This is a genomic window from Streptomyces erythrochromogenes, assembly GCF_036170895.1.
Taxonomy (GTDB): domain Bacteria; phylum Actinomycetota; class Actinomycetes; order Streptomycetales; family Streptomycetaceae; genus Streptomyces; species Streptomyces erythrochromogenes.
In genome coordinates this window covers 2,897,946-2,911,089 of sequence record NZ_CP108036.1, presented here as the reverse complement: position 1 = coordinate 2,911,089, position 13,144 = coordinate 2,897,946, and the positions used below count along the sequence as shown (strand labels likewise).

The 13,144-nt window shown below is 71.6% G+C and carries 12 protein-coding genes; 8 read left to right on the top strand and 4 right to left on the bottom strand.

Annotated elements, in window-relative coordinates; genetic code table 11:
• Positions 1–7 precede the first annotated feature (7 nt).
• From OHA91_RS12880 to OHA91_RS12865, 4 genes are all read left to right on the top strand, one after another.
• Positions 8–925 (top strand): F0F1 ATP synthase subunit gamma, encoded by a 918-nt coding sequence (locus OHA91_RS12880; protein ID WP_031148269.1) that lies wholly within the window; start codon positions 8–10, stop codon positions 923–925.
• Complete coding sequence (gene atpD, locus OHA91_RS12875; protein ID WP_031148271.1) at positions 925–2,367, top strand: F0F1 ATP synthase subunit beta; 1,443 nt, start codon at positions 925–927, stop codon at positions 2,365–2,367. Before OHA91_RS12880 ends, atpD begins: the two co-directional genes overlap by 1 nt.
• A gap of 132 nt (positions 2,368–2,499) precedes the next feature.
• Positions 2,500–2,871 carry a F0F1 ATP synthase subunit epsilon gene (locus tag OHA91_RS12870; protein WP_030027381.1) on the top strand — a complete coding sequence of 124 codons (372 nt, stop codon included), beginning with the start codon at positions 2,500–2,502 and terminating at the stop codon, positions 2,869–2,871.
• 163 nt (positions 2,872–3,034) lie between these two features.
• On the top strand, positions 3,035–3,481 hold the full coding sequence (locus OHA91_RS12865) for a DUF2550 domain-containing protein (protein ID WP_030660312.1): 447 nt from the start codon (positions 3,035–3,037) through the stop codon (positions 3,479–3,481).
• A gap of 100 nt (positions 3,482–3,581) precedes the next feature.
• Here OHA91_RS12865 and OHA91_RS12860 read toward each other — a convergent pair whose 3' ends face one another.
• The 3 genes from OHA91_RS12860 to OHA91_RS12850 form a co-directional block, all read right to left on the bottom strand.
• Positions 3,582–5,483, bottom strand: coding sequence for a glycoside hydrolase family 18 chitinase (locus OHA91_RS12860; RefSeq protein WP_266497661.1), 1,902 nt, complete (start codon positions 5,481–5,483; stop codon positions 3,582–3,584).
• A 125-nt stretch (positions 5,484–5,608) separates the two neighbouring features.
• Positions 5,609–6,262: a response regulator gene (locus OHA91_RS12855; protein ID WP_031148277.1), complete on the bottom strand. Its 654-nt coding sequence runs from the start codon at positions 6,260–6,262 to the stop codon at positions 5,609–5,611.
• Complete coding sequence (locus OHA91_RS12850) at positions 6,259–7,443, bottom strand: sensor histidine kinase (protein ID WP_381624895.1); 1,185 nt, start codon at positions 7,441–7,443, stop codon at positions 6,259–6,261. Before OHA91_RS12850 ends, OHA91_RS12855 begins: the two co-directional genes overlap by 4 nt.
• 163 nt (positions 7,444–7,606) lie before the next feature.
• On the opposite strand from OHA91_RS12850, the gene OHA91_RS12845 reads away from it, so the two are divergent.
• Positions 7,607–8,182: a hypothetical protein gene (locus OHA91_RS12845; RefSeq protein ID WP_031148281.1), complete on the top strand. Its 576-nt coding sequence runs from the start codon at positions 7,607–7,609 to the stop codon at positions 8,180–8,182.
• Positions 8,183–8,188: 6 nt separating this feature from the next.
• On the opposite strand, the gene OHA91_RS12840 is transcribed toward OHA91_RS12845, so the two are convergent.
• Complete coding sequence (locus OHA91_RS12840) at positions 8,189–8,761, bottom strand: cob(I)yrinic acid a,c-diamide adenosyltransferase (protein WP_031148283.1); 573 nt, start codon at positions 8,759–8,761, stop codon at positions 8,189–8,191.
• Between the two features lie 214 nt (positions 8,762–8,975).
• Between OHA91_RS12840 and OHA91_RS12835 the strand changes: the two genes are divergently transcribed.
• From OHA91_RS12835 to OHA91_RS12825, 3 genes are all read left to right on the top strand, one after another.
• Positions 8,976–9,824 carry a 3-hydroxyacyl-CoA dehydrogenase family protein gene (locus tag OHA91_RS12835; RefSeq protein ID WP_031148285.1) on the top strand — a complete coding sequence of 283 codons (849 nt, stop codon included), beginning with the start codon at positions 8,976–8,978 and terminating at the stop codon, positions 9,822–9,824.
• Between the two features lie 172 nt (positions 9,825–9,996).
• Positions 9,997–10,320: an STAS domain-containing protein gene (locus OHA91_RS12830; protein ID WP_031148287.1), complete on the top strand. Its 324-nt coding sequence runs from the start codon at positions 9,997–9,999 to the stop codon at positions 10,318–10,320.
• 191 nt (positions 10,321–10,511) lie between these two features.
• The gene (locus OHA91_RS12825) at positions 10,512–13,115 is read left to right on the top strand and encodes an ATP-binding protein (RefSeq protein WP_328739248.1); all 2,604 of its coding nucleotides are present in this window, start codon (positions 10,512–10,514) and stop codon (positions 13,113–13,115) included.
• Positions 13,116–13,144: the final 29 nt, after the last annotated feature.

The following is a 13,144-nucleotide window of genomic DNA, read 5'->3' as shown; positions in this document are numbered from 1 at the left end:
CTGACTCATGGGAGCGCAGCTCCGGGTCTACAAGCGTCGCATCCGTGCCATCACGGCGACCAAGAAGATCACCAAGGCGATGGAGATGATCGCCGCCTCGCGCATCGTCAAGGCGCAGCGCAAGGTGGCGGCGTCGATGCCGTACGCGACCGAGCTCACCCGTGCGGTGACCGCGGTGGCGACCGGTTCGAACAACAAGCACGCCCTGACCACCGAGGTCGAGGCGCCGACCCGCGCCGCGATCGTGCTCATCACGAGCGACCGCGGTCTGGCCGGCGGCTACTCCTCGAACGCCATCAAGCAGGCGGACCGGCTCACCGAGCGGCTGCAGGCCGAGGGCAAGGAGGTCGACGCGTACATCGTCGGCCGCAAGGGTGTCGCCTACTACGGGTTCCGTGAGCGCAAGGTCACGGAGTCGTGGACCGGCTTCACCGACAGCCCGGCCTACGCCGACGCCAAGCGCGTCGCGGCGCCGCTGATCGAGGCCATCCAGCTGGACACGGCCGAGGGTGGCGTCGACGAGCTGCACATCGTCTACACGGAATTCGTGTCGATGATGACGCAGAACGCGGTGGACGGACGGATGCTGCCGCTCAGCCTCGACAAGGCTGCGGAGGAGGACGGTGCGAAGGGCGAGATCCTTCCGCTGTTCGACTTCGAGCCGTCGGCGGAGGACGTCCTCGACGCCCTGCTGCCGCGCTACGTCGAGAGCCGTATCTACAACGCACTGCTGCAGTCGGCCGCTTCCGAGCACGCCGCCCGCCGCCGCGCGATGAAGTCGGCGACCGACAACGCCGGAGACCTCATCAAGAGCCTCTCCCGGCTTGCCAACGCGGCCCGCCAGGCCGAAATCACCCAGGAAATCAGCGAGATCGTCGGTGGCGCCAGCGCCATGGCCGACGCGACCGCGGGGAGTGACAAGTAATGACGACCTCTGTTGAGACGGCCGCCGCCACGGGCCGCGTCGCCCGGGTCATCGGCCCGGTCGTCGACGTGGAGTTCCCCGTCGACGCGATGCCCGACATCTACAACGCGCTGAAGGTCCAGGTCGCCGACCCGGCCGAGGACGGCGCGCTCAAGACGCTGACCCTTGAGGTCGCCCAGCACCTGGGTGACGGCATGGTCCGCACGATCTCCATGCAGCCCACCGACGGTCTGGTCCGCCAGGCCCCGGTGACCGACACGGGCGAGGGCATCACCGTCCCCGTCGGTGACTTCACCAAGGGCAAGGTCTTCAACACCCTGGGTGAGGTGCTGAACTACCCGGAGGCCAACGCCGAGGTCACCGAGCGCTGGCCCATCCACCGCAAGGCCCCGAGCTTCGACGAGCTCGAGTCCAAGACGGAGATGTTCGAGACCGGCGTCAAGGTCATCGACCTTCTCACCCCGTACGTCAAGGGTGGAAAGATCGGTCTGTTCGGTGGTGCCGGTGTCGGCAAGACCGTTCTGATCCAGGAAATGATCTACCGCGTCGCCAACAACCACGACGGTGTGTCGGTCTTCGCGGGCGTCGGTGAGCGCACCCGTGAGGGCAACGACCTCATCGAGGAGATGGGCGACTCGGGCGTCATCGACAAGACGGCCCTCGTCTTCGGCCAGATGGACGAGCCCCCGGGCACTCGTCTGCGCGTCGCCCTGGCCGGTCTGACCATGGCGGAGTACTTCCGCGATGTTCAGAAGCAGGACGTGCTCTTCTTCATCGACAACATCTTCCGGTACACCCAGGCGGGTTCCGAGGTGTCGACCCTGCTCGGCCGTATGCCCTCCGCGGTGGGTTACCAGCCGAACCTGGCCGACGAGATGGGTCTCCTCCAGGAGCGCATCACCTCGACCCGTGGTCACTCGATCACCTCGATGCAGGCGATCTACGTCCCCGCGGACGACCTGACCGACCCGGCGCCGGCGACCACCTTCGCCCACCTCGACGCGACGACGGTTCTCTCCCGTCCGATCTCCGAGAAGGGCATCTACCCGGCCGTGGACCCGCTGGACTCCACGTCCCGCATCCTCGACCCGCGGTACATCGCGGCGGACCACTACGCGGCCGCCATGCGTGTCAAGGGGATCCTGCAGAAGTACAAGGACCTCCAGGACATCATCGCGATCCTCGGTATCGACGAGCTGGGCGAGGAGGACAAGCTCGTTGTCCACCGTGCCCGTCGCGTCGAGCGCTTCCTGTCGCAGAACACCCACGTCGCCAAGCAGTTCACCGGCGTGGACGGTTCGGACGTTCCGCTCGACGAGTCGATCACCGCGTTCAACGCGATCTGCGACGGTGAGTACGACCACTTCCCCGAGCAGGCGTTCTTCATGTGCGGTGGCATCGAGGACCTGAAGGCCAACGCCAAGGAGCTGGGCGTCTCCTGATCCGGCGCGCTCCGCGAGGAGCGCATCCGGTTCGACGGAGAGGGGCGGGTGTGTCCCGTCCCTCTCCCCACGCCCATTAGAATTTGACCCAACACCCGGCCGACCCGCCGGGTGGTGACCCGAGGAGCCACCTTGGCTGCTGAGCTGCACGTCGAGCTGGTCGCGGCGGACCGCAATGTCTGGTCCGGCGAGGCCACCCTTGTTGTCGCCCGCACCACGTCCGGCGACATCGGCGTCATGCCCGGTCACCAGCCGCTTCTCGGTGTGCTGGAATCGGGCCCGGTGACCATCCGCACCAGCGAGGGCAACACTGTCATCGCCGCGGTGCACGGCGGATTCATCTCGTTCGCGGACAACAAGCTGTCCTTGCTGGCCGAGATCGCCGAGCTCGCGGACGAGATCGATGTCCAGCGTGCGGAGCGGGCACTGGAGCGCGCGAAGGCGGAGGCCGACGCGGCCGCCGAGCGTCGCGCGGATGTCCGGCTGCGCGCCGTAACGGGCTGACCGCCCGTCGGAGTTTCAACCGCTGAGTCCCGTGGGGCGACCTTCGGGACTCGGCAGACCTCAGCCGCGGTCCGTTCTGGAATTTTCCAGACCGGGTCGCGGCTGAGGCGATGCAGGTCCGTTTTTTCTCATGCGTATTCGATGAGCGAGGAGGTCGGTGAAGATGCTCCTCGCTCTGCTTGTGAGCGGCCTGGTCGTAGCCCTGGTGGTGATCGGGCTGTTCGTCTTCGGACTGCGCCGCAGACTGATCCAGCGGTCCGGCGGAACCTTCGACTGCAGCATGCGCTGGGGTGTGTCCGAGGAACCGGACATCTCCGGCAAGGGCTGGGTCTACGGGGTCGCGCGCTACAGCGGTGACCGGATCGAGTGGTTCCGGGTGTTCTCGTACTCCCCGCGGCCGCGCCGACTGCTGGAGCGGTCCTCCATCGAGGTGCTGGCCCGCCGCGCCCCGGAGGGCGAGGAGGAGCTGGCCCTGCTGTCCGACGCCGTCGTGCTCGGCTGTCTCCACCGGGGGACCCGCCTGGAGCTGGCGATGAGCGAGGACGCGCTGACGGGCTTCCTGGCGTGGCTGGAGGCGGCTCCGCCCGGCCAGCGGGTGAACGTCGCCTAGAGGCCCGGTACGACGGCCCCGTACCCCGGCGGGGTACGGCGAGACGGCATGAAGAAGCCGGGGAGACGGGGGCGGACCCGTCTCCCCGGCTTCCGTCTGCCTACTGGAGCCCGGTGTGGACCGCGTTCGCGAGCTCACCGTTGGTGGTGTCGCCGCTGAACTCCCAGTAGAAGGCTCCCCTGAGGCCCTGCTGCTTGGCCCAGGTCATCTTGCCGGCGATGGTGGCGGGGGTGTCGTAGCTCCACCAGTTGCTGCCGCACTTGGCGTAGGCCGTGCCGGCGACGGTGCCGGTGGCCGGGCAGCTGTTCCTGAGCACCTTGTAGTCCTCGATGCCCTGCTCGTACGTGCCCGGGGCCGGTCCGGTGGCGGTGCCGCCGGGGGTGGCCTGGGTGACGCCGGTCCAGCCGCGGCCGTAGAAGCCGATGCCGAGGTTGAGCTTCGAGCCGGGCACGCCCTTGGCCTTGAGCTTGGCGATGGCGTCGGCCGAGTTGAAGCCGGCCTGCGGGATGCCCGCGTACGAGGTCAGCGGGGAGTGCGGGGCGGTCGGACCCTGGGCCGCCCACGCGCCGAAGAAGTCGTACGTCATGACGTTGTAGAAGTCGGTGTACTGCGCGGCGCCCGCGTAGTCGGCCTTGTCGATCTTGCCGCCGTCCGAGGCGTCGGCGGTGATGGCCGCGGTGACCAGGTTGTTCGCGCCGAACCGGGCCTTCACGGCCTGCATCAGGTTCTTGAAGGCGGCCGGGCCGCTGCTGTCGCAGGACAGGCCGCAGGCGTTGGGGTACTCCCAGTCCAGGTCGATGCCGTCGAAGACGTCGGCCCAGCGCGGGTCCTCGACCAGGTTGTAGCAGGACTGGGCGAAGGCGGTCGGGTTGGCGGCGGCCTGCGGGAAGCCGCCGGACCAGGTCCAGCCGCCGAAGGACCACAGCACCTTGATGTTCGGGTACTGCTTCTTCAGCTTGCGCAGCTGGTTGAAGTTGCCGCGCAGCGGCTGGTCCCAGGTGTCGGCGACGCCGTCGACGCTCTGGTCGGCGGTGTAGGCCTTGTCGTAGTCGGCGTAGGCGTCACCGATCGTGCACTGGCCGTTCTGGACGTTGCCGAAGGCGTAGTTGATGTGCGTGATCTTGCCCGCCGTACCCGAGGTGACCAGGTTCTTCACGTGGTAGTTGCGTCCGTAGACGCCCCAGTTGGTGAAGTAGCCGAGCTTGACCTTGTCGCCCGGGTCCGGGGGCACGGTCCCGCCGGTCGTGGTGACCGTGGTGGAGCCGGAGGAGGGGCCGGTCTGGTCGATGGTGTCGCGTGCGGTGACGCTGTAGGTGTACGTCGTGCCCTTGGTCAGGCCCGAGTCCGCGTAGCTGGTCCCGGTGACGGTGGCGATCTTGGCGGAGCCCCGGTAGACGTCGTAGTTCTTGACGCCCTTGTCGTCGGTGGCCGGGGTCCAGGTCAGGGTCAGCGAGGTGTCGGCGACGTTGCTCGCGGCGGGGGCGCCGGGAGCGGTGGGGGGATTGTCGCCGGGCTGGGTGCCGCCGTCGCAGGAGGCGCCGTTGATCTTGCAGCCGCCGGGCGCGCCGGAGCCGGTGCCGTTGAAGCCGAAGCTGGCGGTCGCCCCGGGGGCGAGGGTGCCGTTCCAGCCGACGTTCTTGGCCGTCCAGTGGGTGCCCGAGCCGGTCACGGTGGCGTCCCAGGCCGAGGTGACCGAGGTGCCCGCCGGGTAGTCCCACTCCACGGTCCAGCTGCTGAGCGTGGTGGTGCCAGTGTTCTTCACCACCCACTTGCCCTCGAAGCCGGAACCCCAGTCGGAGACCTTGGTGTACGTCGCGGTCGCGGACGCGGCGGCCTGGGCCGGGCCTGCCAGGGCCACGAGCCCGGTGACGGGAAGGGCGAGCACGGCGACGACCGCCGCGACTCGGGTGAAGAACCGGGTGCGCCTGGTGGGGGGTGGGGATGCTGTGCTCAAGGGTGATCCTCCGTAGGTCCGTCGCGGTCGTGGGGCCGACTTCGACATGGGGGTGGGACCTGCGCCGCCCGTGAGCACGCTTTGTCATGGCACGCTCACCACAGTGTTGCCGTGAGAGTAGAAAGGTCTGGACCAACCGTCAAGAGGTCCAGACCGGTGCCGCCCGTCGTCCGTCAGATGCCCAACTCCTGCGCCAGGACCGCCGCTTGGAGTCGGCTGCGCAGCTCCAGCTTGCCCAGCAGGCGACTGACGTGCGTCTTCGCCGTCGCCTCCGCCATGCCCAGGCGTTCGGCGATCTCGGCGTTCGACAGTCCCTCTCCCAGCGCCGCCAGCACCTCCCGCTCGCGCGGGGTGAGGGAGGCGACCGCCGCCGCCCGCTCCGGCGACGGACCGGTGCGCGCCGGACGCGGCGCCGCGAACTCCGCGATCAGCCGCCTGGTGACCGCCGGGGCGATCAGGCCCTCCCCGCGCGCGACGGTCCGTACGGCCGCCATCAGCTCCGCCGCGTCCGCGTTCTTCAGCAGGAAGCCCGAGGCGCCCGCCCGCAGCGCCCCGAAGACGTACTCGTCGAGGTCGAAGGTGGTCAGCACCAGCACGTCCGCCAGACCCTCCTCGACCACCTGGCGGGTCGCCGACACCCCGTCGAGCCGGGGCATCTGCACGTCCATGAGGACGAGATCCGGCCGCAGCTCCCGGGCCAGGCGCACCGCCTCCTCCCCGTCGGCCGCCTCGCCCACCACCTCGATGTCGCCCGCGCTGCGCAGGATGAGCACCAGCCCGGCCCGCACCGCGGCCTGGTCCTCGGCCACCACCACCCGGATGGTCACATCTCCACCGCCTTCTCCTCGGCGGGCAGGATCGCCCGCACGTGCCACACGCTGCCGGCCCGACCCGCCGTGAACTTCCCGCCCAGCAGTTCCGTCCGCTCCCTCATGCCGATCAGCCCGGCGCCCGAACCCGGCGCGCGGGGCCCCGGGCGCTCCCCGTAGGGCGAGTCCACCACCACGCTCAGCAGCCCGTCCTCGTGCGCCACGCGGACCGTCACCGTGCCGGGGGCCGCGTGCTTGAGTGCGTTGGTCAGGGACTCCTGGACGATCCGGTACGCGGCCAGCTCCACGGGGGCCGCCGCCGGCTCCCCGGACGGCCGGTCGTCGTGCAGTACGAAGGTGAGCCCGCTCGCCGAGCCGTTGGTCCCGGCCTGCCCGATCAGGGCGTCGAGGCCGTCCAGCGAGGGCACCGCGACCGCCTCCTGATCGCCCCCGGCGTCCCGCAGCAGCCCGATCAGGCGGCGCATCTCGGCCAGCCCCTGCACGCTGTTCTCGCGGATCACGCCGAGCGCGTCGCGGCTGGTCGCGGCCGTGTCGATGGAGAGCGCGGCGGTCGAGTGGATGGCGATCGCGGAGAGGTGGTTGGCCACCATGTCGTGCAGCTCGCGGGCCATCCGGGCGCGCTCGGCGGCCACGGCCTGACTACGGTCCATTTCGGCCAGCAGCGCCGTCTGCTCGGCGCGCAGCCGGGCGGCCTCGGCGGCCTCGCGGTGGTTGCGCAGGGTGGCTCCGGTCAGCGCCGGGGCGAAGCTCACGATGCCGGTGACCGCGCCGATCAGCAGGGCCTGCGGGGTGCGCAGCCAGGCCAGCGAGGCGATGGTGACGACGACGGTGATCAGGCCGGTGGTCACCGGGAGCCGCCGGGCCATGGCCGGTTTCCCGTACACGACGGCCGCGTACATCAGGTCGGTGAAGATCACGACGGTGGCGAGGCTGCCGACGGTGAACTGGTCGGCGATCACCCCCACCGTGCCGACGGTCAGGGTCACCTGCGGTGCGGTGCGGCGCAACAGCTCCATCGCGCCGAGCACCACGAGGGGCACCAGGGCGGCCCAGGCCGGCAGCGAGCCGCGCCCGGGGCTGCTGTAGACGCCGAGAGACCAGAACACGAGGCCCGCGGCGACGCTGACCACCGCGAGGAGGACGTCGTCACGGTGGGGGCGCAGGCTCTTCTCGGTCACGGTCCCATCCAACAGGGTGTACGTGCCCCGCACCTCGGCGGAGCGGCCGAGGTGCGGGTACATCGAAGGGTGCAGACACACATGGTCATTCGCGACGACGAATCGGGCGGCGGCGGACGGGAGCCTTGAGGGGAACGACCAAACCGAGCGGACGGAGAGTCCCGTGATCGTCGCGCTGATCATCGCCTGTGAGATCGGCTTCTGGGTCCTGCTGGCGGCGGGACTCGCCCTGCGCTACCTCGCGAAGATGCCACGGCTGGGGGCCGCGGTCCTGCTGTGCGAGCCGCTGATGGAGCTGGTGCTGCTCGTCGTCACCACGATGGACCTGAAGAACGGCGCCGAGCCGGACTGGAAGCACGGCGTGGCCGCCCTCTACATCGGCTACACCGTCGCGTACGGCCACTACACGATCAAATGGCTCGACGGGCACGCCGCCCACCGGCTGGCCGGAGGCCCCAAGCCGGCCGGTGCCGGCTACGGGAAGGCCCGGGTCGCGCACGAGTGGAAGCTGTGGACCCGGACCGTCCTCGCCGCCGCCGTCGGCGTCGGCCTGCTCCAGGCGGCGATCTGGTACGTGGGCGACGCGGGCGACATCAGCTCGCTGCGGGCGTGGCAGTCCGGCGCCCTGCGGGCGGTCGCCATCCACGCGCTCGTCGCGGTCGGCTACACGGTGTGGCCGCCGAAGGCGCCCGCGGGCGCCGACGAGGAGCAGCCCTCCCTGGCCCGCTCCGAGCGCTGACCCCGCCTACCGCTCGCCGCCCGGCACCCACAGCACGTCCCCGACCTCCTTGTTGGCCACCCGGGCCAGGATGAACAGGAGGTCGGAGAGGCGGTTGAGATAGGTGGCGGTGAGCGGGTTCATCGACTCCCCGTGGACCTCCAGCGCCGCCCACGTCGACCGCTCGGCGCGCCGGACCACCGTGCAGGCCTGGTGCAGCAGGGCCGCGCCGGGAGTGCCGCCGGGCAGGATGAAGCTGCGCAGCTTCTCCACCTGCTCCAGGAAGAGGTCGCAGTCGGCCTCCAGCTTGTCGACGTAGAACTGCTCCACGCGCAGCGGCGGGTACTCCGGGTTCTCGACGACCGGGGTGCACAGGTCCGCGCCCACGTCGAACAGGTCGTTCTGCACCCGCACCAGGACCTTCACGACCTCGGCGGGCAGGGCGCCCAGCGCGATGGCCGTCCCGATGGCCGCGTTGGCCTCGTTGGCGTCGGCGTACGCGGAGATCCGCAGGTCGGTCTTGGCCGTGCGGCTCATGTCGCCCAGGGCGGTCGTGCCCTTGTCGCCGGTACGGGTGTAGATGCGCGTGAGGTTCACCATGCGGCCAGGGTAGACGGGCCCGCCGGGCGCGCGGCGGCGCCGGCGACGCGCGAACTGTGAGGCAGCGCACCGGTCATGGGCCGTACCGGTGTGATGTCCGTCATCTGAGACGTGACGCGTGTTACTTCGCGGTCACACCGCACCCCCCGGGCGCTAGTCTCCGCCGGAGTGGCTACGAAGCCGTGCCGTATTTGAGAACAACGAGGGGTGTGCAGTGGCTGGGAAGCTCGCCGTCATCGGTGCGGGACTCATGGGTTCCGGGATCGCTCAGGTCTCCGCTCAGGCGGGATGGGACGTCGTGCTGCGCGACGTCACCGACGCCGCGCTGACCCGGGGCACGGACGGGATCAAGGCCTCGTACGACAAGTTCGTCTCCAAGGGCAAGCTGACCGCCGAGGACGCCGAGGCGGCGCTCGCCCGCATCACGACGACCACCGACCTGGACGCCGTCGCCGACGTCGACATCGTGGTGGAAGCGGCCTTCGAGAAGATCGAGATCAAGCACGAGATCTTCCGCGCCCTCGACAAGATCGTGCGCGACGACGCCATCCTCGCCTCCAACACCTCCGCCATCCCGATCACCAAGATCGCGGCCGTGACGGAGCGTCCGGAGCGGGTCGTCGGCGCGCACTTCTTCTCGCCCGTCCCGATGATGCAGCTGTGCGAGCTGGTCCGCGGCTACAAGACGAGCGACGAAACCCTCGCCACCACCCGGGCGTTCGCCGAGTCCGTCGGCAAGACCTGCATCGTCGTCAACCGCGACGTCGCCGGCTTCGTGACGACCCGTCTGATCTCCGCGCTGGTCGTCGAGGCCGCCAAGCTGTACGAATCGGGCGTCGCCTCCGCCGAGGACATCGACATCGCCTGCAAGCTGGGCTTCGGTCACGCGATGGGCCCGCTGGCCACCGCCGACCTCACGGGCGTCGACATCCTGCTGCACGCCACCAGCAACATCTACACCGAGTCCCAGGACGAGAAGTTCGCGCCGCCGGAGCTCATGCGCCGCATGGTGGACGCCGGGGACATCGGCCGCAAGAGCGGCCAGGGTTTCTACAAGCACTGAGAGCGGTCCAGCCACTGAGCGCCATCGTTCGAATGCCTTCACCCGTCAGGGTGAATTAGGTATCGGTTCGCTCACGGTCGGCAACTTCCCTGCCCGTGCGGCAGTCAGTTGCAGTGAGAGTTGCCGACCACGGGCCAGTTGCCATACGTACGCAGTACTGCCGGGAGTACACATGCACATCAGGGGCGACCACGCCGAACTCGCTGTCGGGGGCCGCCTCGACGTGCGCAGCGCGGCGGACGCCCGTACGGTCCTCCACACCGCCCTCGACGACGGCCAGGGCGACCTCGTGCTCGACCTCACCGGGCTCGACTCCTGGGACGCGACCGGCCTCGGCGTGATCATGGGCGCGCACCGGAGGGCCGGCCGGACCGGACGACGCCTCGTCCTGCGCGGGGTGCCTCCGCAGATGCAGCGGCTGCTCGTCGCGACCCGGCTGCACCGGATCCTCGCGATCGAGGGCGGCCTGGAAGCCGAGTCCCTCCCCAGGGTCTGACCCGCAAGCCGCTGACCTTTGCATTTCCTGCGGAAAGTAACGGTCCGGTGGTGATCGAGCCCCTGCGGTTTCCCGCACGCCCGGCCACGGTCTAGGGTTCGGGCGGAAACCGGACCAGTGGCGACAGCGGGTGCGCGACGGCCGGGCGGTACGACGGCGAGGCGCGCGGCCCGCGATCGGGGGACTGGGTCATGGACCGTACACAGGGGCAGAGCGAGCGGGACGAGCAGGCCGCGGGCGGCACCGCGCCGCCCGCCTCCGCGCCCGCGTCCCCCGCGTCGGCGTCGCCCGCGTCCGCCGGGCCCGCGCGGGTCGTCACCCTGACCGCCGGCGACTTCACCCTCACCGTCAACCCCGTCGACGGCAGCGAGATCGAACCGCTGCGGCCGGGCACCGAGCGCGCCCGCCCCGCCAAGCGCGACGCCGCGGCCCGCGCGGCCCGGGACACCGCCGCCAGACCGCCCGTACTGCCGGGCTCCCCGATATCCGCCCGGCCCCTGCTCGCCCGGGACGAGGAGCTGGAGCGGCTCGTCCGGCTCCTGGGCCGCGGCCGCTCGGTCCGCCTGACCGGCCCGTCCGGGTCCGGCCGCAGCGCACTGCTCGACGCGGTCGCCGCCCAGTGCGCGGGCGTCGCGCCCGACGGTGTCGTACGGCTCAGCGGCCACGGGCACCAGCAGCCCGGGGAACTGCTCCACGCGCTCTACGCGACCGTGTACGACGCCCCGCGGGAACGCCCCGAACGCGACGAGCTCCTCGCCCGCGTGCGCGACATCGGGGCCGTCGTCCTCCTCGACGACCTGGAGATGGGCGGGAGCGCTCTCGACGAGCTGCTGCGCGCCACCCCCGAATGCGCCTACCTGCTGGCGGCCACTCCCGACACCAAGGCCCCCTCCGACGACTCCCACATCGAAGAGGTCTTCCTCACCGGCCTCGGCAAGGCCGACTGCGTGCTCCTGCTGGAGGCGGGCCTCGGACGCCCGCTGACGGACGAGGAGGCCGCCTGGGCGGGCGACCTGAGGTTCGCCTCCGAGGGCCTGCCGCTGCGCTTCGTGCAGGCCGCCGCGATGCTGCGCCAGCGCGACGAGCTCAACCACAGCGGCGAGGACGACGACGAGGAGGAGCCGGGCGTCTTCGAGGAGCGCCCGCGCGACAGCGGAGTGGTCCCGCTGCCGACGCTCGCCGAGGGCGCGGCCCCGGCGGAGCTGCTGGCGTCGCGGGTCAGCGAGTCGGCCCGGGCGGCCCTGCGGATCGCGTGCGCGCTGGGCGGCGAACTGCCGCACCACGCCCACCTGCCGGCGCTCGTGGGGGACACCCACGCCGACACGGCGGTGGCCGAACTGCTGGCCTGCGGGCTGCTGACGCCCGTCGGGACGCGCTACCGGCTGGCCGCCGGCGTCGCCCGCCAGCTGGAGGACGTCGGCTACGGGGACACCGCGTCGGAGGAGGCCCGTACGGCCGCCCGGCACTACGCCTGGTGGACCGGTCACGCCTCGGTGGTCCCGGAGCGGGTGGCGGCGGAGGCGGACGCGGTGCTCGCGGCGCTGGCCGGCGCGGACGTGGTGGCGGCGGCGGTGCTGGCGCGTACGGCCGCCCCCGCCTTCGCGGCCTCGCTGCACTGGGAGGCCTGGGAGCGGGTGCTGCGCTCGGGGGCCGAGGCCGCGCGCAAGGCGGGAGAGGTCGCCGAGCAGGCGTACTTCCACCACGAGCTCGGGGTGCTCGCCCTGTGCGAGGGGCGGCTCGACCGGGCCCGCGCCGAGCTGGAGACCTCGATCGGGCTGCGGGGCGCGCTCGCCGACAAGCGGGGCACCGTGGCGGGCCGGCGGGCGCTGGCGCTGGTCGTGGACCGTGAGGTCGCTGGGGCGACGGCATCGCCGCCGCTGCGCCTGGAAGCGCCCGCGGCGGCCTCGGAGGCCGTGACCGTGGCGACCCCGGCCACCGAGGCGGCGACCGTGGCGACCCCGGCCGCCGAGGCCGTGACCGTGGCGACCCCGGCCGCCCGCAAGACCCCCGCCACCCCGGCGACCCCGGCCACCCGGGCGACCCCGGCCGTTCGGCCGGCTGCGGCCGTCCGGACCTCCCCGGCCACCCGCCCGGCTCCGGCCCTCCCCGCCTCGCCGCTGACCGCCGGGGCGCCCGCGGCCCCCGCCGCTGCTCCGGTCCCGGTTTCCGCCGAGGCGGTCACGCGGATGACCCCGGTGGTGCCCGTGACCCAGGGCTCGGAGCCGCCCACGACGCTGTCGGCGGTGTTCGAGGACGCCTTCCCGCTGTCGCCGAAGCAGGACGCACCCGCCCCCGCGGCCCCGGTTCCCGCCGCGCCGCCCCGCCGGGACGCAGGCCGCCGCAAGCTCGTGATGCTGGCCGCCGCGGGAGCGCTGACCGCGGTGGCGCTGGGCACGGTCGTCAGCTTCGCGATGAGCTCCTCGGACAGTGAGCCGCCCGCGCAGGGGCCGGCCGTGTCCTCGACCCCGGAGGCCTCCAGGACGCCCTCGACGGCCCAGGAGACCGGAGGGAACGATCCTGCGCCGGAGCAGCCCGCGACGGCCCCCTCGCAGGGTTCCACGGCTCCGGCCCCGGGTGCGAGCCTCGCCCCGGCCCCCGGCCGCACTCCCGGCCGTACCCCGTCCCGGCGCCCCTCCACGACGCCCCCGAACTCCCAGGCGCCGACGTCCTCTTCGGCCCCGACGAACTCCCAGACGCCGACCCAGGAGCCGACGGAGACCGCTGCGCCGACTCCCACGGAAACCGGCACGGTGACGGGCACGGCCACCGCCACCTCGCCGGTCGTCACCCCCTGAAACGCCGACGGCTCCGTCCGGGAGGACGG

Bases quoted from the DNA above. Each gene is read 5' to 3' on its own strand.
- OHA91_RS12880 (WP_031148269.1), top strand. From the start codon at position 8: ATGGGAGCGCAGCTCCGGGTCTACAAGCGTCGCATCCGTGCCATCACG.
- atpD (WP_031148271.1), top strand. From the start codon at position 925: ATGACGACCTCTGTTGAGACGGCCGCCGCCACGGGCCGCGTCGCCCGG.
- OHA91_RS12865 (WP_030660312.1), top strand. From the start codon at position 3,035: ATGCTCCTCGCTCTGCTTGTGAGCGGCCTGGTCGTAGCCCTGGTGGTG.
- OHA91_RS12860 (WP_266497661.1), bottom strand. From the start codon at position 5,483: ATGTCGAAGTCGGCCCCACGACCGCGACGGACCTACGGAGGATCACCC.
- OHA91_RS12840 (WP_031148283.1), bottom strand. From the start codon at position 8,761: ATGGTGAACCTCACGCGCATCTACACCCGTACCGGCGACAAGGGCACG.
- OHA91_RS12830 (WP_031148287.1), top strand. From the start codon at position 9,997: ATGCACATCAGGGGCGACCACGCCGAACTCGCTGTCGGGGGCCGCCTC.
- OHA91_RS12825 (WP_328739248.1), top strand. From the start codon at position 10,512: ATGGACCGTACACAGGGGCAGAGCGAGCGGGACGAGCAGGCCGCGGGC.